Annotated in this window: 21 protein-coding genes and 2 tRNA genes; 11 read left to right on the forward strand and 12 right to left on the reverse strand. The window is 64.0% G+C overall.

The annotated features are described in order from the left end of the window. Positions 1-13: 13 nt before the first annotated feature. Both AC5JCN_RS12355 and AC5JCN_RS12360 read right to left on the reverse strand, forming a co-directional pair. The gene (locus AC5JCN_RS12355) at positions 14-2,128 is read right to left on the reverse strand and encodes a mechanosensitive ion channel family protein (protein WP_495755364.1); all 2,115 of its coding nucleotides are present in this window, start codon (positions 2,126-2,128) and stop codon (positions 14-16) included. Between the two features lie 202 nt (positions 2,129-2,330). Next, positions 2,331-3,767: a DUF1254 domain-containing protein gene (locus tag AC5JCN_RS12360; RefSeq protein ID WP_495755508.1), complete on the reverse strand. Its 1,437-nt coding sequence runs from the start codon at positions 3,765-3,767 to the stop codon at positions 2,331-2,333. Positions 3,768-3,946: 179 nt separating this feature from the next. On the opposite strand from AC5JCN_RS12360, the gene AC5JCN_RS12365 reads away from it, so the two are divergent. Together AC5JCN_RS12365 and AC5JCN_RS12370 are read left to right on the forward strand one after the other, a co-directional pair. Further along, positions 3,947-4,945, forward strand: a complete 999-nt coding sequence (locus AC5JCN_RS12365) for an AraC family transcriptional regulator (protein ID WP_495755365.1) — start codon at positions 3,947-3,949, stop codon at positions 4,943-4,945. A 92-nt stretch (positions 4,946-5,037) separates the two neighbouring features. After that, positions 5,038-5,553 (forward strand): hypothetical protein, encoded by a 516-nt coding sequence (locus tag AC5JCN_RS12370; RefSeq protein ID WP_495755366.1) that lies wholly within the window; start codon positions 5,038-5,040, stop codon positions 5,551-5,553. 202 nt (positions 5,554-5,755) lie between these two features. Here AC5JCN_RS12370 and AC5JCN_RS12375 read toward each other — a convergent pair whose 3' ends face one another. Next, on the reverse strand, positions 5,756-7,306 hold the full coding sequence (locus tag AC5JCN_RS12375; RefSeq protein WP_495755367.1) for a methyl-accepting chemotaxis protein: 1,551 nt from the start codon (positions 7,304-7,306) through the stop codon (positions 5,756-5,758). Positions 7,307-7,699: 393 nt separating this feature from the next. Next, positions 7,700-8,113, reverse strand: coding sequence for a VOC family protein (locus AC5JCN_RS12380; protein WP_495755368.1), 414 nt, complete (start codon positions 8,111-8,113; stop codon positions 7,700-7,702). A 636-nt stretch (positions 8,114-8,749) separates the two neighbouring features. On the opposite strand from AC5JCN_RS12380, the gene AC5JCN_RS12385 reads away from it, so the two are divergent. The 4 genes from AC5JCN_RS12385 (at position 8,750) to AC5JCN_RS12400 (ending at position 12,635) form a co-directional block, all read left to right on the forward strand. Next, on the forward strand, positions 8,750-9,220 hold the full coding sequence (locus tag AC5JCN_RS12385; protein WP_495755369.1) for a Ros/MucR family transcriptional regulator: 471 nt from the start codon (positions 8,750-8,752) through the stop codon (positions 9,218-9,220). Positions 9,221-9,268: 48 nt separating this feature from the next. Continuing rightward, positions 9,269-9,967 (forward strand): aspartate/glutamate racemase family protein, encoded by a 699-nt coding sequence (locus tag AC5JCN_RS12390; protein ID WP_495755370.1) that lies wholly within the window; start codon positions 9,269-9,271, stop codon positions 9,965-9,967. Positions 9,968-10,189: 222 nt separating this feature from the next. After that, complete coding sequence (locus AC5JCN_RS12395; RefSeq protein WP_495755371.1) at positions 10,190-11,506, forward strand: CHASE3 domain-containing protein; 1,317 nt, start codon at positions 10,190-10,192, stop codon at positions 11,504-11,506. A 1-nt stretch (position 11,507) separates the two neighbouring features. Then, the gene (locus tag AC5JCN_RS12400; RefSeq protein WP_495755372.1) at positions 11,508-12,635 is read left to right on the forward strand and encodes a sugar ABC transporter substrate-binding protein; all 1,128 of its coding nucleotides are present in this window, start codon (positions 11,508-11,510) and stop codon (positions 12,633-12,635) included. 66 nt (positions 12,636-12,701) lie between these two features. Here the strand turns inward: AC5JCN_RS12400 and AC5JCN_RS12405 are convergent, their stop codons facing one another. The 7 genes from AC5JCN_RS12405 to AC5JCN_RS12435 form a co-directional block, all read right to left on the reverse strand. Next, entirely contained in the window at positions 12,702-14,585 is a 1,884-nt protein-coding gene (locus AC5JCN_RS12405; protein ID WP_495755373.1) for an HWE histidine kinase domain-containing protein, read from the reverse strand. Positions 14,586-14,927: 342 nt separating this feature from the next. Then, a complete protein-coding gene (locus AC5JCN_RS12410) occupies positions 14,928-15,458 on the reverse strand; it encodes a GrpB family protein (RefSeq protein ID WP_495755374.1) in 531 nt (176 codons plus the stop codon). A gap of 170 nt (positions 15,459-15,628) precedes the next feature. Beyond that, a complete protein-coding gene (arsC, locus tag AC5JCN_RS12415; protein ID WP_495755375.1) occupies positions 15,629-16,051 on the reverse strand; it encodes an arsenate reductase (glutaredoxin) in 423 nt (140 codons plus the stop codon). Between the two features lie 11 nt (positions 16,052-16,062). After that, entirely contained in the window at positions 16,063-16,740 is a 678-nt protein-coding gene (locus AC5JCN_RS12420; RefSeq protein WP_495755376.1) for an MIP/aquaporin family protein, read from the reverse strand. Next, positions 16,737-17,639, reverse strand: a complete 903-nt coding sequence (locus AC5JCN_RS12425; protein ID WP_495755377.1) for an arsenate reductase/protein-tyrosine-phosphatase family protein — start codon at positions 17,637-17,639, stop codon at positions 16,737-16,739. Before AC5JCN_RS12425 ends, AC5JCN_RS12420 begins: the two co-directional genes overlap by 4 nt. Positions 17,640-18,152: 513 nt before the next feature. Beyond that, entirely contained in the window at positions 18,153-19,301 is a 1,149-nt protein-coding gene (locus AC5JCN_RS12430) for a DUF3644 domain-containing protein (protein ID WP_495755378.1), read from the reverse strand. 545 nt (positions 19,302-19,846) lie between these two features. Beyond that, positions 19,847-19,921 (reverse strand) — tRNA-Gln (locus AC5JCN_RS12435). Between the two features lie 111 nt (positions 19,922-20,032). Here AC5JCN_RS12435 and AC5JCN_RS12440 point away from each other — a divergent pair. From AC5JCN_RS12440 to AC5JCN_RS12460, 5 genes are all read left to right on the forward strand, one after another. Next, the gene (locus tag AC5JCN_RS12440; RefSeq protein WP_495755379.1) at positions 20,033-20,440 is read left to right on the forward strand and encodes a VOC family protein; all 408 of its coding nucleotides are present in this window, start codon (positions 20,033-20,035) and stop codon (positions 20,438-20,440) included. A gap of 83 nt (positions 20,441-20,523) precedes the next feature. Further along, positions 20,524-20,600 (forward strand) — tRNA-Pro (locus AC5JCN_RS12445). A 190-nt stretch (positions 20,601-20,790) separates the two neighbouring features. Next, positions 20,791-20,958 carry a hypothetical protein gene (locus AC5JCN_RS12450; protein WP_495755380.1) on the forward strand — a complete coding sequence of 56 codons (168 nt, stop codon included), beginning with the start codon at positions 20,791-20,793 and terminating at the stop codon, positions 20,956-20,958. 134 nt (positions 20,959-21,092) lie between these two features. Then, entirely contained in the window at positions 21,093-22,031 is a 939-nt protein-coding gene (gene htpX, locus AC5JCN_RS12455) for a zinc metalloprotease HtpX (RefSeq protein WP_495755381.1), read from the forward strand. 89 nt (positions 22,032-22,120) lie between these two features. Beyond that, positions 22,121-22,561: an RbsD/FucU family protein gene (locus tag AC5JCN_RS12460; RefSeq protein WP_495755382.1), complete on the forward strand. Its 441-nt coding sequence runs from the start codon at positions 22,121-22,123 to the stop codon at positions 22,559-22,561. A gap of 9 nt (positions 22,562-22,570) precedes the next feature. Here the strand turns inward: AC5JCN_RS12460 and AC5JCN_RS12465 are convergent, their stop codons facing one another. After that, complete coding sequence (locus AC5JCN_RS12465; protein ID WP_495755383.1) at positions 22,571-23,224, reverse strand: AIM24 family protein; 654 nt, start codon at positions 23,222-23,224, stop codon at positions 22,571-22,573. Positions 23,225-23,240 lie beyond the last annotated feature (16 nt).

Genomic DNA, 23,240 nt, shown 5'->3' on the forward strand with positions numbered 1-23,240 from the left:
CAGGCTTGTGAGCCTAGGAGGCCGTACCTGCGACCGGAGTGCCTCCTTCCGCTCCGGCGGGGAGACGTGGGCCCTGCACCACTTGTGTGTCGCCGGGCAAGGCAACCTGGATGTAGGTCGGAGTGGCGGCGGCGAAGCGGATGCCTTTGGCCGGCAGCTGGGTCAGGAGACGGCGGACGGCCTCGCGCTGGATCTCGCTCGGCCGGCGCGGGATGACGGTGAACTTGAAGGTGATCACGAGCGCGTCGTCCAGGATCTCCGAGACGCCCTGCATCTTGAGGGGAGACGTGAAGTCTGCTGCGTAGTCCGTCTCGTCGATGAGCTGCTGGCTGATCTTCTTCGTCGCCTTGCGCAGGGCCTCGAGGTCCGTGTCGCGGGCGAAGCGCATGTTGATCTTGATTGTCGACCAGTCGCGGCTGAAGTTCGTCACCTGCCCGAGCTGCCCGAACGGGATGGTGTGCAACATGCCGCTCTGGTGGCGCAGGCGCACGGAGCGCAGCGCGAAGCTCTCGACCGTCCCCTTCGCCTTGCCGCAATCGATGTACTCGCCGACGCGGAAGGCGTCCTCCGCGAGGTAGAACACGCCCGTGATGATGTCGCGCACCAGTGTCTGGCTGCCGAAGGAGATGGCGAGGCCCAGGATCGAGGCGCCGGCCACCAGCGGCGTGATGTTGACGCCGAGCATCGACAGCACCGCCAGGCTGAAGACGACGAAAATGAGCACCAGCATCGCGGCGCGCAGCAGTGGCACCAGCGTGCGGATGCGCGATCCCGAGCCGGTCGGCGCCGGCGCGTCCTCGGCCGCCTCTGCCTCGGCGGGCGTCAGGTAGGCTCCGGAGACAAAGTTCACTACCTCCCAGGCTAGGAAGCCGGCAAACGCCGTGGCACCGGCGAACCACCAGTGCCGGCTCGCCTCCGGCCATTCTTCCGCTGGCACAATCGCCAGCGCGTCCACCAGCCACACCCGGGAAAGGTATCCCGCCGCGGCGATGAGCATGATCACCCGCGCCAGCCGCGCACCCGAGCGTAGTAGCCGCGCCTCGACGTCCCCGCGTCCTTTGGAGGCGTCGGGATGCTTCTGGACCCAGCGCACCAGCGTCTCACCGAAGAGCAGCAGGATCAGCACCGTCACGGTCGCCATGCTGCCGAAAGGCACCTCCGGCCGGTCCGCCAGCGCCGCGTAGAGGCGCAGCAGCAGCACGAGGACCACGACCATCCCCATGACGCCGATCCAGACACGCCTGCCGACGGTCACGGCGCCCGGCGAACCACTGCCGAGGAGCCGCCCGAGCCAGGTGCCGAACACGTCGCGCATCGTCCAGACGAGCCATGCATAGGCGGCCGGAATTGCGAGGGCGGTGACCAGCAGGACGGCCGGCAGACGCGGGTCGCTCGCAAGCAGGGCGGCCCAGACCTGCCCGACGCGCGCCAGCACGGCGACCGCGGTGAAGCCTGTCTTGAGCCGCGCGGCCTGGCCGTCCTCGACGGGGACGAGGCGGCCCGCCGGCAGGCCCGGACGAAGGAGCACCTCCAAAAGAAAGCGCAGCAGAATGACGGTGACCACGGCGCCGAGGACGGTACCGGCGAGAGCGGTTTGCGGGCCTGCGTCGCCGAACACTGCGCCCAGGAGAATCCGGCTGGCGATCGCCACCGCCAGCGGACGCAGGAGTTCGAGCCCCGCGGCGCCGAGGGTCGCAAGCATGCCCGCAGGCACGGTCTCCGTGCCGATCAGGCGCGTCTTTGGCCCGCGCAGGGCGAGGCCGACCAGGAGATCGACCACAACCAGCGCGACGACGCAGAGAAGCAGGAGTCCCCCGAAGGAACCCGCCGTCCTTCCTCCGGCGTCGCTGCGGTCCAGGGCGTGCCAGGCGGCCGCCGTCGCGGCCGGAAGCTCCGGGACCGACCGGAGAATGGCGGGCGACCGGCTGGCGAGCTCTTCGACCGTGTCGGTGATCTGGTCGATTTCATCCGCCCTCGCCGCCTTGGCTGCGGCAGCCGCGGCGGCATGGCTGGCGGCTGAAGGTTCGGTGGCGGCAGCGGGCGGCTGCGCGGCGAGCGCGGCTGGCGAAACTGCCCATGCCCCGATCAGCACTCCAAGGAGCACCAAGGCCTGGAGAACACAGGTCATGCTGGTGTGTCGCTGGAACATCCAAGCACCGAGTTTTCGGCTTAGCTGCCGAATGGATGGAGGTACGCGGCAGCGCGAGAGGAACAGGCCCTTTGTCGCGGGCCTGCACCTTTCGGAAAGTCATTCCGCAAGAACGATCCCATGTTCCTTGCGCATTGGGAACCCACGTCGCTCCATGGGCGCCAGCCGGATTCTCGTGGCGTCAGGCCTTCTTGATGCCCGGCGGCTTCCAGGTGCCCTCGCCTGCAGGCAGGATCGAGGGTGGCGTCTCCTTCGGCCAGTAGAGCCGCAGCACCAAGTAGATCGGGCCGTCCGGGGCGGGCAGCCAGTTGCTCTCCTTGTCGGCACCGGGGGACTGGTTCTGGACGTAGAGTGTCAGCGACCCGTCGGCGTTGCGCTTCATGCCCGGCAGCATGGGCGAGTTGATCAGGTAGCGGTCGATGGGGTTCTTGATCAGCAGCTGCGTCTTGCCGTCATACATCGTTACCGACCAGAAGGCGTTGACGGGCGGCAGCCCGTCGGCCGGGAAGGTGAGGGTATAGTTCGCCTTCGAGCCGTCGAGCGGATTGCCGTCGGCGTCGACTTTCGTGAGCGGGTACATCGCCTCGACGGCGTCGTTGCCGTAGATGCCGGCCTGGGCGGCAACCGCCCGGAGCAGCCAGTCGCCATGAAAGAAGGCGGCATCGCCGCAAGGAGACCCGACCCGCCAGCCGTTGATGTCCTTACCGAAGGCCGCGACTGCTTCGTCAACCTTCTTCTGCCCCTCCTTCATGCCCAGCAGGATCTCGGCCTTGTCCGCCAGCGACAGGTCGCGGAAGCTGAAGGTCTTGCCCGGGCCGACGCCGATGCGGGCGAGCTGCTCGCGGATCCACAGCTCCTCCGGCAGTGCCGGAGCGAACTGGAGGGAGAAATCGAGAAACTCGAAGAACTCCGTCTTCACGAGGTCCTTGTCGATCTTGGGGAAGTCGGGCAGCGGCTTGGCCGCCGGGGCAGGCTGGCCGAGGAAAGCTGAGAGCGGCTGGGCCCTGTAGCCGGCCTGCACCTTCTTCACGTTCTCGATGTCGGACGGGTCGAAGAGCTGGGTCCGGAAGATGGTGAAGGCGAACCGGGTCGATGACCGGAAGACTTTGCGGATTCCGGGGGGAGTCGGGCCCGACCAATGTGGGCCGGCGACCATGTAGCTCCCCGCCTCGCTGCCTGTCGCGCGGCTGCCGATATACCCGAAATTAAACGTGTTCCCGTCGCAGAGCTGGACGGAATAGTACCGCTTGGCATCGACGGCCGGGACGGAAACAACCATCGGCTCCGCGCCCAGGTCAAGCCACAGCATCGAATAAGGCGTGTCACTGTTCGGCGTGACGATGGCCGTATCCTGGTAGGTGAAAACACGGGCCGTGTTGGAGATCGTGTTGAACGGCGCCTTCCACTGCCCCGAGCTTTTGTCGATGATGTATTCGTACATCACCCCGTAGTTCATCACGATCGGCAGGCCGTAGATGAACCCTGCCTCGGCGATGTCCTTGGCCCCGAAGAAACCAGGTCTGCTGCTCTGTGCACGAGTGCCGCCCAAGGGAACGGAAGTCGCGGCCGCTATCAGGCACGCGGACCGTAGTAGATCCCGCTTCGTCAGGGCTGGCATAGTCGAAAGATCAGCGAGACGATTCATGGTCCCTCCCCGTCAAGACGTGTGTTTGTTTCAGATGATTTCGCGTCTGCTCAACCGAGCAGAGCTTGACCTTAACTGAGTTTAAGCCGCACAATTTCCGAATGGCGGCCAGGGCAGGAAATAATCCGGCATCCGAAGATGCGCTGCAGCGCATGTCGCCGCTTGTCGGAATTCCCGCATTGCTGGCGGAATTCGGCGTGTCGACGGAGAAGGCCTTGCAGGGGCTGGATTTGGGTCCGGAGGTATTCGCGGATCCCGAGACAAGGATCCCCTATTCACTCGCATGCCGCCTCGTCCAGAACTGCGTCGACGCGACACACTGTGAGCATTTCGGACTGCTGCTGGGATCCCGCGCCGATCACCGCGTGCTCGGTTTCGCGGGCAAATGGATGAGGAACGCACCCACGCTTGGCGCTTCCCTGACGGGATTCGTCGGAATGCAGCCATCCGCATCCCGCGGCGGTGTTGTCTATCTCTACTCGAACGACGAGACCGTGTTCTTCGGCTACGGCATCTATGCCCGCCGAACGCCGGGCTGGCAGCATCTCTATCCGCTCGTGATTGCGATGGCGCACAACGTCGTTCGAACCCTGACCGCAGGCGCGGCAAGGCCGACGGAGGTTCTCATCTCCATGCGGGAACCAGCAGACAGGCGGCCCTATCTCGACGTCTTTGGTGTCCCGGTGCGCTTCGACCAGCCATTGTCGGCGCTTGTCATGCCGAAGGCTTCAATGGACATCATGATCCCCGGAGCCAATCCCGCCGACTATTCGACGCTGCAGCAGCAGGCCGCGCGACTCATGCCTCCCACAGAGAACGCCTGGTCGGACAAGGTCCGGCGGACGCTCTCGATCTCGATCCTGGAAAACCGGCCGGCAATGAAGGACGTCGCAGCCAGACTGGGCGTCCCCGAGCGGACTCTGCGCCGGCATCTCGCCCGCGAAGGGGCGACATTCCAAACAATACTCGACGGTCAGCGATACGCATCCGCCTGCGATCTCCTCCAAACGACCGACCTCTCGATCGGGGAAATCGCCCTGGCCTCCGCTTACGCCACCCATGGCGCTTTCGATGAGGCGTTTCGACGCTGGAGCGGGGTCTCGCCGTCAGCATGGCGCGCAAACGTTGGGGGCGGACCCAAGGGGGAGTAAGCCGGCGCGGCCGCTGCCGTGAGAGTGCCGGCCCATCTTTCAGCCCGCTTTGGGTCATGTATTCGCGTAACGGCGCAAATCGGCAGGGCGTAATGCGGCCACCATCCGCTTTCACCGGTGACGGCGATCCATTGAGTGTGGAAAATCTGAAGGCGACGCGCCAAGAGGCGCTCGAAACTCTCGCGTCCGGCCTCGATGCCGTCCTGGTACCGGCGGGCTTTGCTCGCCGGCCGAAAGCACTGCTCTGGATCCGCAACAGCCTCCTGGCGCGGACCTACGTGGAGGTGCAGAGGAGCCAGTCGGGCCTCGGCTGCTACATCAACCTCGGTCGGGAGCGGCCATTCGAGAAAGCCATCCCGACTTATCGCAACAACACGGCGTGGAGGCTCGGGTTGGTCGCGGGTGGCAAGACTCTTCCGAAATGGCGCCACCGGGATGCGATTTCGTACGTAGATCTTACAGAAGATCCGGCGTTCGGCGCAGATCTCGTTTTGCTGGTCAGAGACTATGGGCTTCCCTACCTGCGCCGCTGCCAAGGACTCCTCGGTCACCGGGTCCGCCCTCCCGAGGCTCGCCGGCCGGCGTCTCTGCCGCCCGACCCCGCCTAGAGGGTTGCTCCAGGCGATCGGCGGTGCGGATCAGCGGTGGACAGTGCAGGGCTATCGACCCAAGTGCAGATCGCTTCCCATCGTGCCAGGCCGCGCAGCGGTTTGGCACGACGGGATCAATTCAGGTTGCGACACGCGAGGAGGATCGGCCAAGCGTGGCCGATCCCGAAGTGCAACCCACCATGGTTGGCGACAAGCCGTTCTAAAACTCGTCCCAGGTGCCGGTGCGTGCCGCCGGGCGTGCCGCACGGGATGGCTTGGCGAAGGCCTGCGTGGCGAGGCTGCGCAGGCGCTGCGGCTCGGGTTGACTGTACCGCGGCTCATCGACGATTTCGCTGGCGCGGGTGCGGAAGCTGGCCACGATCTGCTTCAGGCCGTTCAGCTGCTGCGTCAGGTTGGCGACCGACGCCGCGCTCTCTTCCGCAAGCGCGGCATTCTGCTGGGTCATTTCCTCGAGGCTGGAGACGGACTGGCTCATCTCGGACAGACCGGCCGCCTGCTCGCCGGTGGCGGACGAGATGTCGCCCACCGCGCTCGAGACCTGCTTGGACGCGGCGACGATCTTCTCCAGCGCCGCTCCGGCGGCACGGACCAGCTTGACGCCCTCTGTGACCTCGGAGACCGATTGGTTGATGAGGGTCGTGATGTCCTTGGCCGCCTCCGAGCTGCGCTGGGCCAGCGTGCGGACCTCGGACGCCACGACGGCAAAGCCCTTGCCGGCCTCGCCGGCGCGCGCGGCCTCGACGGCCGCGTTGAGCGCCAGCAGGTTCGTCTGGAACGCGATCTCGTCGATGACGCCGCTGATGTCGGCCACCTTTCCGGATGCCTGCTCGATGCGGGTCATCGCGTCCACCGACTGGCGCACGATGTCACCGCCCGTTTCGGCGAGGCGCGTGCCCTCGACGGCGGAGTCGGCGGCCTGGCGGGAGCTCTGGGCGCTCGTCTTGACGGACGAGGTGAGCTGCTCCGTGGTCGCCGCAGTCTCCTGCAACGAATGCGCCTGGCGCTCCGTGCGGTCCGAGAGCTCTGTCGTGGCCTTGGAGATTTCCTGTCCGGTCGACTGGATCGACGCGACGCTGTTGTTCACCGAGCCGATGAGCTGCTCGAGCTGTCCAATCGCGTCATTGAAGTCGTGGCGAAGCTGGGCGAAGGCATCGGGGACTTCAGCGCCCAAGCGGGCGGTCAGGTTGCCCGTCGAGAGTGCCGCGAGGGCGCCGGCCAGAGCCTCGACCGCAGCCTTCTGCTCCGCGCTCGCATTCGCCTGGGTGATCTCGGCCGTCTTTTGCTCATGGACGTCGACCAGGGATCCACAGGCGCGAACGTAGCCTTCCTTGCGCGTGCAACCGCCCGTCGCGCGGAACCAGCGCCAGTTGCCGTCACGCATTCTCAGGCGATAGGTCACGTCGTAGCCGGAAGCGCGACCTTCGACCGCCGAGCCGAAGGCCGCGAACGTGCCGGGAACGTCCTCCGGATGCAGCCTGTCGGACCAGGACTGAACCACGTCCGGGAACTCCGCCTCCGAGCTGAAGCCCAGGAGACGACGGAACTCGGCCGACCATGTCCAGCGGCTGCGGCTGTCCATTGCGTCCTGGTTGATCAGGATAGCGTCCCAGAGACCGACACCCGCGTGCTTGCTGAGGACATCGAGGTACTCGTCGCGGTCGCGGAGGCTTTCGAGTTCTGCGTCGAGCGCCTTCTTTTCGGCTGCCGCCACGTCAGACGCACCAAACCGCCACCAACTTCCGTTCGCCATCACTGCCTCCCAATTACGCTTCACACGTTAGTGAAATCCACTTTCACAAGAATTAACGGTGGGACTTTTTGATATATGCTTGTTCTGATCTGTATTCCGGCAAAAATCCTTTGTGCCGGCGAGGCCAGTTTTGCGTCGCCTTGCTGGTGCACCAGCGGTCGGGGGAGTGGCTGCGGGACGGAGTTCCGTGTCGAACGACGGGACCTCGCACTTGGAGAGCCTGATCAGGCGACCAAGGCTCGGGCCACTCGTAAGGGACCTGCAAACTTTGCGCCTGCTGTCGAGGTGCGCCTTGCAAAAGCTGCGTTGGTGGTCTGAGGCGGCGTTCTTCTGTGGTCTGTCCGGGACGTATTCACGGCTGGCTGCCGGCAGGTCTCACCCTTCGAGCTGGCGTCAGTCCGCCGGTGGACGAAATGCCGCCTCGTCGAGCCACATGGCGGCAAGTGCATGACCGTCGGGATCGGCGAGGTCGCGCGTGTACATGACCCCGTGATCCTCGACAGGATTGATATCTGTAGTCCCGCCATGCGTTGCGGCCGCATTGCTCATCGCATCAACGGCCTCCCGGCTTGGGCACGTGAGTTGCAGCATGACCTCGCTGGACGTGTTCGGCGGGATGGGGCGGCTCGTGAAGCCGCGCCACTTCTCGTGGGTCAGCAGCATGAAGTTGATGGTCTCGCTCCACATCATCCACGCCGCGGTGCCGTCCGTGAAGCGCGGATTGATCTTGAACCCGATGGCCTCGTAGAACGCGATCGACGCATTCAGGTCGGTCACCGGCAAGCTCACGAAAATCGACTTGCTCATGCCTGTCTCCCTTGCCTCAGGCGTCATTGGCCTACCTCAAGGACGGACGAGATCGCCTCTTGCCGACACGCTATCGCGACGTGCGCCGGGACAATCGCAAACGTCAGTACGGGCTCACGCCACCCCATTACAGGCGGCACGCGGTGCACCCCCGTCACCATCCCGGTTGAGCCGGGAGGAGATCGACATTTCGCCGATCACGAGTGTCGCGCCTTGATGGCTGACTGAACGCGCTGGCACGTGCCGTAACCATGACGGGCAAATAATCTGGCGCCTTGCAACGGAAGGTGTTCCCACGCCGTACTGTAGGTCATGCGTCCGGCGGTGATCGTCTTGATTGGCCTGATAGCTGGCGCCCTCGCTGGTGGGCTCGCGCTCGTTATCGCGTCACGGTTGGTTTGAGGTGTTGCCGATAGGGAGAGGCCGAGGCAGCGCCCTTTTCGACCTGTCGTCAGTACATCGAGCCGTAACTGAAATTCATCAACGGCGAAGACAACGGCGCGCAGACCGGACATCGAAAAGCCCTCAATGAGCTGTGCCTAACTTGCCGGACCCTTTGCTTCTCGACCGAGATCAGTTGTGCGCTGAGCAGTGGTGTCACATCTTCCGGGGTGCAACATTTAAACGGAGCAGAAGATGTCTGACGAAATGGGTCGCGAGATCATCGATCTCGTCGCCGACGTCGTGGCCGCCTATGTCACCAACAACACCATTCAGGTTCGGGAACTGCCTGACCTGATCGCGTCGGTGCACGCCTCGTTGACAAGCGCGGCGTCCGGAAAGGCGCCCGAGCCGGAAAGCGAGCCTCTCGTCCCCGCGGTGCCAATCAAAAAGTCGATTACGCCGGACTACCTGATCAGCCTCGAGGATGGCCGGAAGTACAAGACGCTCAAGCGTCACCTAGGGGGCCTGGGTCTCACGCCAGACGAGTACAGGACGAAGTGGGGACTGAAATCCGACTACCCGATGGTCGCGCCATCGTATGCGGCTCGGCGATCTGAGCTGGCGAAGGCGAGCGGCCTTGGGCAAATGCGCAGCAAGGCAACGGCCAAACCGGTTCCTGCACCTGCCCCCAAGAAAAGGCGGGCAACCAAGGCCCCTTCGTGACAGAGCCGCGATGCGCGGCGACGGTGGTCAACGCATTAAGGTGCAGCGATGCGGACGCTGGGACTGATCGGCGGACTCAGCTGGGAGAGCACCGCGATCTACTATCGCCACCTGAACGAGATGGCCCGCGCGCGTCTGGGCGGTCTCCACTCAGCCAAGCTCGTTCTGTGGTCGTTTGACTTCGCCGATGTTGCGAAGCTGCAGCACGAGAATGACTGGGCGGGAGCAACGGCGCTGATGGAAGAGGCCGGCCGGAACGTCGCCGCGGCGGGCGCCGAAGCGATCGTGATCTGCACGAACACCATGCACATGATGGCGAATGAGGTGGAGCACGCCTCGGGTCTCCCTGTCCTGCATATCGTGGATGCGACGGCGACCGCGCTCAACGCCGCAAACTGCAGGCGCCCTCTCCTGCTTGCCACCCGGTTCACCATGGAGCAGCCATTCTACCGCGAGCGCCTCCAGCGCAACGGGATTGACGCTGTTGTACCCGACGAGGCTGGACGAGCGCTGGTCCACCACGTGATCTATGACGAGCTCTGCCAGGGGGTCGTCAGTCCGGCGTCACGGACAGCCGTAAAGGCCTTGATACAGGCTGTCGCCGCAGAGGCGCCGATCGACAGCATCATTCTGGGCTGTACCGAGATCACCATGCTGATCGGCCAAAGCGACACGCCATTGCCGGTGTTCGATACGACACGGCTCCACGCAGAAAGCGCCATGCAGTTCGCTCTCGGTAGCAGCTGAGAAGCTTGCAGGCTCTTCTGCGCTGAGCAGGATGCAGCGGGTCCCGGGGAACGCAGCAGGAGCTTCGCCGCTTCCATCAGGGACCCGATTACCACCTTAAGCGCATCCTTTACCGTCCGTCTTCAATGGCAAGCTATCGCTTGCGACATGTCCGGTGTAAGTTTCCGTGACGACGCCCCCCGAGCCGTTCGGAATTGAATGCCGCTCTCACGAAAATTGGTGATGAGCACGAGCGTGCTGCTGCTGGCGCTCGGGTTTCTGACGTTGATCGGCATCGTCGGCTCGACGGCTTGGCTGGGCGAACAAGCGAACTCGTATTTTCAGGACAACAACCGCTCACGTTCGCTTCGGTCTGCGGCCACCGACCTGCGCAGCGCCCTTCAAAGCGCCGAGTCGAGCCAGCGCGGTTTTCTGGTCGGTGGTAACGAGATCTACCTGGCCCCTTACGACGCGGCGAAAGTCGAGGCGAAACGGCAATTCGAACAGCTGAAATCATACTTGACGTCGTCTACGCAGGACGCGGCGATCATCAGTCGGCTTACCAGAGCGCTCGCAAATAAGTTCGAGGAGATGGACCGCACCATCGCCGCGAAGAAGGATGGGAAGGAGGAAGAAGCGCAGGCAATCTTCCGAAGCAACCGAGGCAAAGCTCTCAGCGACGAAATCAACATGTTCCTCGCCGCTGTCGCACGGCAGGCAGACGGACGCCTGGAAACCGCGCTGAGCGACCAGCGGGAGAACGCCACTTTCCTGCGTCTTGCGACGTTCATCGGGGGCGCCATCATCGTGGTGGTTGTCGGTGTCTCGACCGCGCTCGTCATGCGCTACGCTTCGGAGATCGTCAGCGCCAGGAATGAACTGGATATGCTGAACCGGACCCTGGAGTTGCGTGTCGAAACGAGGACGCAGCAACTCGCTCAGGCGAGAGACCGGGCCGAGATGCTCGTCGCAGAGATCAACCACCGTGTCTCGAACAGTCTGGCGCTCGTGGCATCACTCGTGACCTTGCAGGCGAAGAGTTTGCCGGACGAGGCCAGCAAGCAGGCACTGAGGGAAGCCGAGGCACGCATCCTTGCAGTTGCCTCGGTCCACAAGCGCCTTTACGCGAGCGGTGACGCGCAATTCGTCGATCTCAGAGAGTATCTTGCAAACGTCGTCGAACACATGCAGGCATCCGTGCTCGGGAAGGGTCATGTTGCGTCGCTGCAGTACGACCTTGAATCGCTGAAGCTCAGCACTGACGCTTGCATCAACCTTGGCGTGATCGTCACGGAGTGGGTAACGAACGCCGTGAAATACGCTTACCCCGATGAACCGGGCGAGGTGCGCGTGAAGCTTCGGAAGCTCACGCCCGATCTCGCCGAACTTAGGGTCGAGGACGACGGCGTCGGCCGACGCGAAGGCGTGACGCGAGGAACCGGGCTGGGTACCCGCATTGTCAACGCGATGGCGCGCGCCATTGGCGGTCGCGTGGAATACATAACCGCTGAGCGTGGGACCGTGGCGACGCTGGCGTTTGCCCCCGCCTCGGAGAGTTAGAATGGCTGCCATCCACCGGAGCTCACTCGTTTGGGCGTGTGTCGCCGTCGCGTCCCTGGGCATGGCGCACGCGAATGAAGGTGGGCCCGGCCTGACCACATTCCGGCCCTTGCCACCGTATGACGCCAGCAAGCCCGATTGCTCCAAGCCGCGCGAGCTCTCCAGGGTGCTGGCATTCGCGCAGGACAATGAGCGCAAGTTCATGCAGGGGGTTTCCCGCGGGCTGGAACTCGCGGCCCGTGAACGCGGCCTTGACTACCGGCCGGCGCAGGCCGCGAACGATCACGAAAGGATGGTCGGCCAGATCGAGGGCATCCTCGATGCCAAGGCGGGGGCACTCGTCGCCGCGCCGGTGGATCCCGTCGCGCTGGCGCCGGTCCTCCAGAAAGTCATCTGGTCAGGCGCCTATGTCGGCACAATCGTGCCCCCGCCTGCCACTACGATCCTCAACGCGCCGCAATACCTCACCGGAAAGGTGCTCGGGGACGAAGCGGCGACCTACATCCGCACGAAGCTCAACAGCAAGGCAAAGGTCGTGCTGCTGACGCACGACAGCCTCCAGTTCCTCGCGCCACGTTTTGCGGCCATGCGCGACGCGCTCCGGACTGTTCCCGGCGCGGTCGTCGTGGCCGACATCTCGCCTCCGACCGTCGACGAGGATGGCGGCGCAGAAATGATGCGGACGATCCTCGTCGCCAATCCGGACGTGGACGTGGTCCTGGGCGCCGATACGGTCGTGCTTGGTGCACTCAGGGCACTGCGAGAGGCGGGCAAGGCGCGGGCCGACCAGTTCCTCGGGGGGATCGATGGAGAGCCTTCCGCGGTCGCCGAAATCAAGCAGGGCGGTCCCTATAAGGCGAGCGTCAGCCTGGCCTCGCCGATCTTCGGATACGCGCTGGGGCAACAGGCGGCGGACTGGCTCGACGGCAAGAGCGTGCCGCAAGCCATGGACATCCTCCCGAAGGCGCTCACGCTCAGCAACATTGCCCAGTACGAGGCCGATGTCGCCGACCCGGCATCCGTCTACAAAGACGTCAGACGCCGCGACGAATACCTCCGTCGCTACGGCAACATCTGCTTCGACACCCGGGACCAGTATCTGAATTTTCCGTGGTCTTCCGAGCGTTGAGCCGGACGCGGCCTGCGGGAGCGGGCCACAGCGAGGCCCAGGCGCGCGGCACCGAGCCCGACATCCCTATGCGGCTCCGGTCATGCGCCATTCGCCGCTGCCGGCGGACCAGGCTTGCCGTCCCGCAAAGGCCCGTGCGGCCTGATCAAGCCAAAACGGATCAGGGCATTCTCCGGCGGAACCGCCCTCGGTACGCCAGACGAACTCGAAATTCGGCGAACCGGACCAGCTTGCCGCAACCGGCGTCCCGCTTCCGGACCGCAGGGCGAACTCGGCGAGTTCATCGATTGCCAGGGCGAGGGCCTGTGCGGTCTCGGGCCTGAGCAGGACGGGATCTCCGGTGCAAGACAGCGCCGCCGCCAGGTCGGCCGACACTGCCGCAACCTGTGCCGTGACGAGATCCCGAACATCGACACCGCGCCAATCCGTCCCGACCAGAAGCCTCTGCACCACCGCCAGCGCGTTCAGCCGCCTTTCGAAGACCTGCAGGAAGGCGGACAGATCAGGAGCGTCCCTGCCGGTTCTGCGAGCCAGGCCTCCGACGATCGCCAACTGGTTCTTTGCCCTGTGAAGCGTCTCCTTCATGAGCGCCTGAATGCGCGCGGCGTCGTCGTGGGTGCGCGTGACATCCTCAAAGACGCAAACGGCCGCGAGCTGCCGGCCGTCATCATCGTATACAGGTGCCGAGCTTGCACGGATGACCGCCTTCTCCCCTGACGAGTAGATGAGGACGATTTCCTCGCCCTCCACCGTCTCAGCGGTCTCGAGTGAGCGCGCCAGCGGCCAGTCGCGCGTGTCATAGACCGTCCCGTCCAACCTGAAACCTCGTACGGTTTCCTGCTGGATCAGCTCGGAGGAGAAAGGCGAGCGCGCGATCCGGGAGGCGGCCTTGTTCGCCAACAGGATGCGCCCGGTATGCGCCTCGGCGACGAGAACACCGATCGGAAGCGAGCTGACCACAGCGTCGAGCCGCGCCTCCCTTTCGCGGATTGCGAGATCACTCTTCCGGCCAGCGGACCGCGCCGCGTAAGACAAGGCCAGGGCGCTCAAGGCCGCGATGGCGGCAAATCCCACGAGATGCTCGTACCAGGTGCGCATCACCGCGCGTCGGTCAATGTTGAAGTTCGCCACGAACGGGAACGATCCGACCGCCGTGAATGCCGCGATCCTGTCCTTTCCGTCGATCGTCGACCGTGCTGAGTAAAGCCCCGCAGCTTGCCCTTTCCGAAGTTCGGCCAGGAGCGGACTGTCGTCTCGCAGCTTCAGTGGCACGTCAGGCGTGTCGGGATAACGGACGAGGATCGCGCCGTCCCTGCGGACCAGCGAAGCGGCTGACGACGCCGGCCACCGCAACGTCGTCTCATAGAATTTGCGGAAGTAGCTGGGCAGGATCGTCACGCCCACGATCCACCCGCGACCCGGCCCTCTCGTGATCGCCTTTGACACCGTGAACGACATCGTGCCCGTTGCTCGACCCCGAAACGGTGCACTCACGAACGTCACTTCCGGGGACGCTTGCGCCGCGAGGAAGTACTCACGGTCGGTCACGTCAAAGGGCTCGATCGGAAAGGCTCGGCTGCTGGAGACGATCCGGCCCACTGGCGACGCCACGAATGCCGACTCCAGTTCAGGCATCCGTTCCTTGAGCTGCACAAGGAACTCGTGAAACGAGCCGTCGTTTTGCAGCTGCTCGATGGTGTGGCCGTCCAGCCGGTCGATGATCCGGTCGAGCGCCAGATCTGCTGACTGGAAAACAGCGCGCGCATGCTCCGAAAGGATCTCGGATGTCCTCGATGCTTCATCGCTTGCGTGCTCGACCAGCTGCGAGCGGTCATACGCCGCTGCGATCACGAAAGCTGCAACCGGGACTGTTATTGCCAAGATAGAGCTAAGTCGGGTGAACGGACTCGATCGGTTTATGCTCGCAAACTCTCGGGCTGCGGCAGTCATTCCGGCCTTCTCCTGAGCAATAACGGACTTGGCGATTCCATTCTGAGCTTCCACAATGCCTTATGTTCTCAAAGCGTGGAAGCGTGAGTACGCTCCACCAGGGTGCTTGTCGCGTTTCTCCAAGGAGCAGCTCTGCATCGCATTTGGTCACGGCGTCGCAGCGGGTCGCCGGACCTTCGCTGGCAGGCTCTCCTATCTTGGAAATTGCCAACCGCAGGCGCCTCCAGGGAGGCGCGCCGCCGCTGTCCTGCGGCGCGTGCTGAGGAAGCTTTTCGACGGGTGTCACGCCGATCAATGAAGAGGGTGGATGTCTCTCGTCAGCGGAATATTTTCAGATGCTGATCAACTGTCCCGATAGCTCTTCAACGCCTCCGCCTCAATTTGCTGAATCAGCAGGCTCTTGCAATCTGAGTAGGCGTGGCTGTCCTCGGGATGGAGACCTGCGCATCGAAGCTTTTCCTGTTCGTACAATCGTGCCGCTTCCGGCGAACTGCGCAGGAAGTCGCGGAATGCGAGATGGCGGCGGACATGGGGGTCGCCGTCCGCAAAGCAATGCAGCTGCACTGTCCGCCGGCCCGTGAACGCATCGTTCAAGGTGCAATACCGCCGTCCGTCCATGCCAAGGGCTCCATGCCACTCATAACCCAGCGCTTCGACGGAACCCCGTTGTGCATCCAGGGCATTCAGCGCCGATGCGATTGGCATGAGGTCAATGACGGGCTTGGCGACGATACCTGGGATGGACGTCGATCCGATGTGGTGCACCCTGCAGAACGCCGAGACGTGTTTTTGAAGTCGCGTGGCTTCTCGTAAGGCCTCGTCTGCCCAGCGTACATCGTGCGGGACCAGCTTCACGGCAATCGGAGGAGGCATGCGAACTCGTCTTGCTCCGTCGTCTGCTCCGGGTCAACGCTCATGGGCGAGCGACCCGCAGCGTCCTGCGCAGGCCAGGCGGCCGAAGGAGCGGTCCCGGACCGAACCGTAGAGCAGCAGGGTCGTCCGTCATCGTTCGCTGGTCCGGGGGAGGATGCGTCGCGCGTGTTCTACGCGACCCGCCGGCCCTGCGCATCGATGAGCGGCGAACTGTCTTCCTTTGCGAAGGGACCGGGCGGCCAGCGCTCCAGGAGGTCGAGCACCACCTCGCTCGGCCGGCACAGCCGCACGCCCTTCGCGGTGCAGACGATGGGGCGATTGACGAGCACGGGGTGCTCCAGCATGGCATTCAGGAGCTGCTCATCCGGCACCGACGGATCGAGCAAACCGAGCTCTGCCGCTGGCGACTTCGTTTCGCGCAACGCGGTACGCGGCGTCAGGCCGGCCGCGGCGAAGAGACCGAGCAGCTGCGGGCGGGTCCATCCCGTCTTCAGGTACTCGATGATGGCTGGCCGATAACCAGCTGCCTCGATGATGGCCAGCACGTTGCGCGAGGTGCCGCACTCGGGGTTGTGGTGGATGACGACGTCCATGGCTCCGCTCCTCAGGCGCGTGTCTGCGACACCGGCGAGAACAGCCATCCCGCGAGGGCGCTGGCGGCGAAGGCTCCGATCACCTGCGCGACCACGAAGGCCGGCACATTGGCCGGGGCGATCCCGGCGAAGGTATCGGTGAAGGCGCGCGCTATCGTCACCGCCGGGTTGGCGAAGGACGTCGAGGCCGTGAACCAGTAGGCAGCGGTAATGTAGAGCCCGACCGCCACGGGCGCGCTCTCGGGCTTGAAGCGGACGACGCCGAAGATGGTCAGCACCAACCCGAAGGTCGCCACGAACTCGGCAAACCACTGGGCGCCACCGGCCCGTACGGTCTGCGAAGCCTGCCAGACCGGCAGGTCGAACATCAAATGGGCGATAAGGGATCCAGCGATGCCGCCAATCACCTGGGCGGCGACATAGGGCCCAACCTCGCCCCACTGCATCCGGGAGCGTTGCGCCATGACGAGGCTCACGGCCGGATTGAAGTGAGCACCAGAAATGGGTCCGAAGATCAGGATGAGCACCACGAGGATCGCGCCGGTCGGCAGCGTGTTGCCGAGCAGCGCAAGGCCGACATCCTTCGTGAGTTTCGTGGCCATGATGCCCGAGCCCACGACGGTCGCCACGAGGATGGCCGTGCCGAGCAGTTCGGCGGCAAGCCTCCGCTTGAGGTCAAAGGTCGTCATGCGGCAGCGCCCTTCCGAGCTATGTCAGTGGCGCCTTCCATGCCACCGATCTGCGCAAGGCGTGCCTTGAGCGAGGCGAGGTCCAGATGGTCGATGTCCAGATTCACGAACTCCGAGATGCGCGAGGAGAGGCGCCGGTAGGCTTCCATGAAGGCGGCGCGTTTCTCGGCGTCGCTGCCCTCGACAGCGGCCGGGTCAGGGATCCCCCAATGCGCCACGAGGGGATGGCCAGGCCAGTAGGGGCAAGTCTCTCCCGCCGCGCTGTCGCAGACGGTGATGATGAAATCCATGGTCGGCGCATACGGGCCGGCGAACTCGTCCCAGCTCTTCGAGCGGAAACCGCCGGTCTCGTAACCGAGGTCATGCAGGAGCGAGAGCGCATGCGGGTTCGGCTCGCCTTTGGGCTGGCTGCCAGCCGAATATGCCTTGAAGCGACCGGCGCCTTCCCGGTTCAGGATGGCCTCGGCCAGGATCGAGCGAGCGGAGTTGCCGGTGCACAGGATGAGGACATTGGCGGGGCGGTTGGCCATCGAGACCTCGCGTCGGGCTGGAAAGGGGGCGGCCGCCGCGCTCAAGAGCTCGGCGAAGGGAGCCGGCGTTCGGGCGCAATCCTCGAGGAGAAACGCCGTGAGCTGGAGCATGCGGGCCCGGTTCGCCGCGTAGATGATCGAGCGACCCTCCCGCCTGGACGTGATCAGCCCGGCCGCCTCCAGGGCCTGCAGATGGGTGGACATCGTGTTGTGCGGGACAGCGAGGAGGCGCGCGATGTCGCCCGCCGGCAGGCCGAAAGGGAGGTATCGCGCGAGGAGGCGGTAGGTTTCGAGCCGCCACGGCTGGGCAAGCGCACCAAGGGCGGCAAGGACGTCGTCAGACTCGAGTTTGGTCCCGTGTTCCATCATCCGGCTGACTGGGGTTGACGAGGCATCGGCCGTCTCAGTTCCTCACGAAGATCTCATCCGATGTCGATCTGTCGGTACATATCGACATATTGTGATGACAGAGAGATGACGGAGCTGTTTGCCGCTGCGCTCGGGATGTCGCGCGCAGCAGGGTGCCTCCCTCACCACGGGGCAGGCCAGACCGCGAAGCCATTCACCCGGGTGGCGGGCGATGCCACTTCACCTGGAGCTGCGGAGGTGAAGCCGGCCAGGCCCGCACGCTCCCGCGGCTTAGGCCCGCCTTCCGCTCAAGCAGGGCACTGTCCGCCCCCCTATCCTGCCAAGGGTCGAAATCTGCAAAATCATTGACTTAGGAAGGTCTGGCTGGGGCGGAAGGACACGATTTTTTCGCTTAGAGCGTTGTTACTACAGTGATTATCACTGTCGCACTTTGCTTCCTACCAACATTCCTACCCACATTGAATCGGGCCGTTCTGGGACGTGCTGGGACAGCGTGCAATTGAGCGCGACCCGTTACGCATACCGATCCGATTGCTCCTGACAGTGAGCGCGCACGCGTTCCAGCCAATTGTCATACCATACCCAGGTGCCTGCGTAGTCACCCTGTCGCCCAAACCCCTTGGCGGGATCTTTCGCTAACAGTGCGCGCCAAAGTCGGGTGTGACTCTCCTGTGTGAACCGAGGAAAGCCTTCGCCCTGAACAATACGAACAACCTGAGTAGGGGTGAATCTTCGTCTATCAACGGTCTTCAGAAACACCTCATTGAGCGCTCGCCCCTTGTCAGAGTCGCCCTTCACAAACTCAATCGCACGATCCGCAGAAGACTTGTGGTTCGCCAGCTTGGGGACGAACACTGCACGGAATGCGAACCGGGGGTCGTTGAACTCTTCCTCGCTTAGGCGGTCTTGGAACGCGTCCATGGCGGAACCGATGTGCCCTGGAAGGTCACTCGCCTTCTTCAAAACTGCACGCTGGTCAGCGCTGAACGTCACAAACTGCAACGCAATGGGGAGTCTGCGCTCCAATCCAAATTGTGATCCAAACTGGCTTTTGATCACGTCGTTGAAATTGATGCAGCACGCCTGCAGCTTAGCGCTCAACTCGTCGTCTATTCGTGTTGTGGAACGATGCTCAATCTCGTGTCGGATCTCCGTCAGAAACTCCAAGTTCTTCACAGCACCGGGCGGGACAGGGCACCGCGCATGACGCAGGCACATCCCTATTTCCCAATAACACTCGGCACCCTGCTTAGTTTTCTTGATGCTGCCGTCTGCCTCCCTGTAACGGTGATCTATACCCTCTCGTCGGAACCATGCGTGTAGCAGGTAGGTCCAGGCAATAACGCTCGTGACAATGAATAACTCCGCACGGAAGTGCAGGCCGGCACCATTGAACAAGTGAACCGCCGCGATCATCGCCTCGCGAGCCTTCACCAGCAATTCGTCACCGCGCAGGCTCAAACCCGTTCCGGGATCAACGTCGGGCCAAGTGGCAAGGAAGTCGTCGAGTTCTACTTCGGTCGCTGCTCTGACAGCCTTATGCTTCGCCTCTGTACGAATCTCGGATACGGCGCGGTGATTCACCGACCTTGTTGGCCGTGTGAAGTAGGCGAGGATATCTTGGTCATTGTAGCCGCCTCGGGAGAGCATCGCTTTGATCAAGGCGACTTCCCATCGTTCAAGCGTGTTCCCGCGCTTTCGCTTCGCCATATCGACTACCCCACGGATTCGTGCCGGGAGCTAGACTACACAGCTATAGGCAATCAGAGCAGAGGGTGATTGCTGACATCCAAAGCATTGCGCCGACCCGAGGTGCAGGGAACAACGTTGGACACCTCCCCGACGTTAGTATTAACGCGTGTGATCACCTTTGCGGTTTGCTCTGGGTTGCGCTTAATGCAGATCCGCTGGCGTCCAGCGTTCTCTGCCGCGACGGTAGTGGTGTCGCTGCCGGCGGTGTTGTTCGTCAACTTACTGATGAACACGCCAAGTCACTACGTTGGTGAAAGCCTCGAATCCACATCTACCTGCGTATTCAATCGCAATTCTGTTTGACTTTTCAGGTATCTAAGCTTTTCGAAGGCTATGGCAGGCAGGTCGCATTGGCCTGTCCTACCAGCAAATCTACCAACAACTGCGAAAGATGCCCTGGTTTTCGGATTTCTAAGCCATTGATTTTGCTATCTATTATTTCTGAAAACAGACGTTGGCTGGGGCGGGAGGATTCGAACCTCCGCATGGTGGAATCAAAATCCACTGCCTTACCGCTTGGCGACGCCCCATCGTGCCGCGGCATGGATATTGGACCGGTGCCGTCCACGTCAACCGGGGCAAGGGTTCGCGATCGCGCATGGCCCCGGTAGGATGTCGTACCCGCGTCTTCGGAGGCCGCCATGGGCCTGCTCGTCAACGTCGATGTTCCCGACCTCACCCGCGCCATCGCCTTCTATACGCAGGCATTCGGGCTGACCGTCTCGCGCCGCTTCGGCACCGGGGTGGCGGAGTTGAAGGGCTGGCCGGTCGACCTCTACCTTCTCGAAAAGACGGAAGGCAGCACCGGAGCGGGTGGCGATCCGCGCCGGTACGCGCGGCACTGGACGCCGGTGCATCTCGACATCACGGTCGACGACGCCGACGCGGCTCTTTCCCGCGCGCTTGCTGCCGGTGCCACGCAGGACGGGCCGCTGCGCGAGTTTTCGTGGGGGCGCATCGTGACCATCGCCGATCCCTTCGGACACGGCTTGTGCCTCCTGCAGTTCGTAGGCCGAGGCTATGACGAGATCGCTTCCCCGCCTGCCTGACAGCCGGCCAAAGCTTCCGGCGGCAAGGCCGCGCGAATTTCAGGTTGCCTTGCCCGCCCCACCTGCCTATACACCGCGCAAGTCGGAGCGTAGCGCAGCCTGGTAGCGCACCTCGTTCGGGACGAGGGGGTCGTAGGTTCAAATCCTATCGCTCCGACCAATTCATCCGGCGCCCGGGCCGGGATTTCCAAGCTTCATTCGACGAGCAGCGCCGGGGCGAATTCGCCAGGCTTACGGCCTTTCGTGACGAAGACCGTGTTCGATTGATCCTCGTCAAACGCTTTATCCGGCTCCATGCATAGCCTCTCCGCGTCCACCGCACGTGAAAGCACTGCACGAGGAGACGCATCATGGTGACGCTTGCGCATCCGGCTTCCACCCCGTTCGCCGCGCAGCACGCAGTGGAGGATCGGGATGCACCCCGCCCGTCCGGGTTCGGGCTCATCGTCCCGCTTGGAGCAATCTACCTGGCCCTGCTGGTGATCGGCCCCTTCCTGGCGATGGCCTTCCACCACTGAGCCCAGGCTGGCCGGAGCACTGGTCAACCCCTGCGACACCAGCTGGCTGGGTACTCCCATCACGGGAGGCTTGATCAGAACGCCACTCGTTCCCATCGTCTAGCGGTGCGCGCCGCGTGCGCTGGGAGGATGCAATGAACACGGTCAAGACCGCGGTGCTGCTCGCCGGCATGACGGCGCTCTTCATGGCCATCGGCTTCGCGCTGGGCGGCCAGGGGGGCATGCTCGTTGCCCTCGTCTTTGCCGCTGGCATGAACCTGTTCAGCTGGTGGAACTCCGACAAGATGGTTCTGCGCATGTACAATGCGCAGGAGGTGGATGCGCGCGCAGCACCGGAGCTCCACGCCATGACGGCGGAGCTGGCGCAGCGCGCCGGCATTCCGATGCCGCGCCTCTACATCATCAACGATCCTCAGCCCAACGCCTTCGCCACGGGACGCAGCCCGGACAACGCGGCCGTGGCGGTCAACACCGGCCTGATCGAGCTCCTGTCGCGCGAGGAGGTCGCCGGCGTCATCGCGCACGAGCTGGCGCACATCCGCAACCGCGACACGCTGATCATGACGGTGACGGCCACGATCGCTGGCGCCATCTCCATGCTCGCCAATTTCGGCATGTTCTTCTCCAGCGGCCACCGCGACAACAATGGCGGTTTCGGCCCGGTGGCGACGATCCTGATGATGGTGCTCGCGCCGCTGGCCGCGATGGTGGTCCAGATGACGATCTCGCGCACCCGGGAATACGCAGCCGACCGCGCGGCGGGGGAGATCTGCGGCAACCCCGTGTGGCTGGCCACCGGCCTGCAGAAGCTGTCGCGCGGTGCGGCGGCCATTCCGAGCATGGCGGCCGAACATCATCCCGCGACCGCGCACATGTTCATCGTCAACCCGCTCTCCGGGGCGCGGATGGACAATCTGTTCTCCACCCACCCCAACCCCGAGAACCGGATCGCTGCGCTGTTGGAGCAGGCGCAGGCCATGGGCGTGAACGGCTATGCCGCGCCCGAGGCGGGCGAGGTCGTGACGCAGGGGCCGTGGGGCCGCGGCGCGAGCCGGCGCGGGCCGTGGGGGTGAATCCTGCGAAGGTGCTTCACTGGCGGGACGGCCTGGGCTAGGCGGAGAGCCGGCCACCGGCGGCGTCCGCCGGAAGGGAGAGCTTGTCCATGCTGCGCGGTATCGATCCGGCGATTTCCGCCGACCTCCTGCATGTCATGATGCTGATGGGGCATGGCGACGATCTCGTCATCTGCGACGTCAACCACCCCGCCGCCACCATCGCTGCGGAAACGACCCACGGCCGGCTCCTGAGCGTGACGGGCTGCGACATCCCCCGGCTCGCCCGCGCCGTGCTGTCGCTGTTTCCGCTCGACACATTCGTCGAGGCGCCGGTACGGCGCATGCTCGACGTGCATGATCCCGCGCGGATCCATCCCGTGCAGGAGGAGATGCAGCGCGTCTGCGACGCGGCAGCGGGCCACAAGGTGACCATCGAGCCGCTGGAGCGCTTCGCCTTCTATGCGGCGGCCAGGACGTCGTTCGCCATCGTGAGAACGTCCGACCCGGGGCCCTATGGCTGCTTCATCCTGACCAAGGGCGTACTCTGAGCCCGGGCCTCAGCTGGCCAGCCGTTGATAGAGCAGCTGGTGCCAATAGGGCGTGGTGGCCACGAGTATCCGCCCTGGCCCGTGATAGACCCTCAGGAGCTTCTCCCCCGAAAGCCAGCTCGACAGGTAGGAGCGTGACGGCCGGCGCAGCGAGTAACGAACCCGGCTCGACCGCGCGATGACGAACCGGCCGTCGATGGCGAAATCCTCGTCGCCCAGTTCGACCTCCTCGACCGGCCCGGGCGCGGAGAGCACCACGGTGCCCTCTCCCGAGACCTTGGTCGAGAAATCGACCAATCCAGTGCCCTGGCGGACGGAGTTCCAGACCTTCTCGCGGTAGAAGGACAGGTTCACCGACTCGTCTGACGCCCAATATGCGCCGCGCTCGAGTATCCAGGGGTGATCCCGCAACGTGAAAGCGTAGTAGCCGCCGGTGGAGGATTCGAGAACCACTTCCCCGGTGCCGCGGAAGACGGGCCTGACTGCTGCTTCGTCCGAAATGGATGCGCGGATGAGCTGGATCGGGCCCGGGACAGGGGCGCGCATCGCAACCTTGCCGCGGAAGTAGGAGAGTGCTCCGGCCTCGGCGCGGATCGCGCTGTCGTCCAGCAAGGCCCGCACGAAGCGGGTGTTCTGCTCTTCGACGATCTCGAACACCGCCATGACCGTAATCTACTCC

The sequence above is a fragment of the Alsobacter sp. genome (genome assembly GCF_059501845.1).

Bases quoted from the DNA above. Each gene is read 5' to 3' on its own strand.
- AC5JCN_RS12355 (WP_495755364.1), bottom strand. From the start codon at position 2,128: ATGACCTGTGTTCTCCAGGCCTTGGTGCTCCTTGGAGTGCTGATCGGG.
- AC5JCN_RS12360 (WP_495755508.1), bottom strand. From the start codon at position 3,767: ATGCCAGCCCTGACGAAGCGGGATCTACTACGGTCCGCGTGCCTGATA.
- AC5JCN_RS12365 (WP_495755365.1), top strand. From the start codon at position 3,947: ATGTCGCCGCTTGTCGGAATTCCCGCATTGCTGGCGGAATTCGGCGTG.
- AC5JCN_RS12370 (WP_495755366.1), top strand. From the start codon at position 5,038: ATGCGGCCACCATCCGCTTTCACCGGTGACGGCGATCCATTGAGTGTG.
- AC5JCN_RS12375 (WP_495755367.1), bottom strand. From the start codon at position 7,306: ATGGCGAACGGAAGTTGGTGGCGGTTTGGTGCGTCTGACGTGGCGGCA.
- AC5JCN_RS12380 (WP_495755368.1), bottom strand. From the start codon at position 8,113: ATGAGCAAGTCGATTTTCGTGAGCTTGCCGGTGACCGACCTGAATGCG.
- AC5JCN_RS12385 (WP_495755369.1), top strand. From the start codon at position 8,750: ATGTCTGACGAAATGGGTCGCGAGATCATCGATCTCGTCGCCGACGTC.
- AC5JCN_RS12390 (WP_495755370.1), top strand. From the start codon at position 9,269: ATGCGGACGCTGGGACTGATCGGCGGACTCAGCTGGGAGAGCACCGCG.
- AC5JCN_RS12395 (WP_495755371.1), top strand. From the start codon at position 10,190: ATGAGCACGAGCGTGCTGCTGCTGGCGCTCGGGTTTCTGACGTTGATC.
- AC5JCN_RS12400 (WP_495755372.1), top strand. From the start codon at position 11,508: ATGGCTGCCATCCACCGGAGCTCACTCGTTTGGGCGTGTGTCGCCGTC.
- AC5JCN_RS12405 (WP_495755373.1), bottom strand. From the start codon at position 14,585: ATGACTGCCGCAGCCCGAGAGTTTGCGAGCATAAACCGATCGAGTCCG.
- AC5JCN_RS12410 (WP_495755374.1), bottom strand. From the start codon at position 15,458: ATGCCTCCTCCGATTGCCGTGAAGCTGGTCCCGCACGATGTACGCTGG.
- arsC (WP_495755375.1), bottom strand. From the start codon at position 16,051: ATGGACGTCGTCATCCACCACAACCCCGAGTGCGGCACCTCGCGCAAC.
- AC5JCN_RS12420 (WP_495755376.1), bottom strand. From the start codon at position 16,740: ATGACGACCTTTGACCTCAAGCGGAGGCTTGCCGCCGAACTGCTCGGC.
- AC5JCN_RS12425 (WP_495755377.1), bottom strand. From the start codon at position 17,639: ATGATGGAACACGGGACCAAACTCGAGTCTGACGACGTCCTTGCCGCC.
- AC5JCN_RS12440 (WP_495755379.1), top strand. From the start codon at position 20,033: ATGGGCCTGCTCGTCAACGTCGATGTTCCCGACCTCACCCGCGCCATC.
- AC5JCN_RS12450 (WP_495755380.1), top strand. From the start codon at position 20,791: ATGGTGACGCTTGCGCATCCGGCTTCCACCCCGTTCGCCGCGCAGCAC.
- htpX (WP_495755381.1), top strand. From the start codon at position 21,093: ATGAACACGGTCAAGACCGCGGTGCTGCTCGCCGGCATGACGGCGCTC.
- AC5JCN_RS12460 (WP_495755382.1), top strand. From the start codon at position 22,121: ATGCTGCGCGGTATCGATCCGGCGATTTCCGCCGACCTCCTGCATGTC.
- AC5JCN_RS12465 (WP_495755383.1), bottom strand. From the start codon at position 23,224: ATGGCGGTGTTCGAGATCGTCGAAGAGCAGAACACCCGCTTCGTGCGG.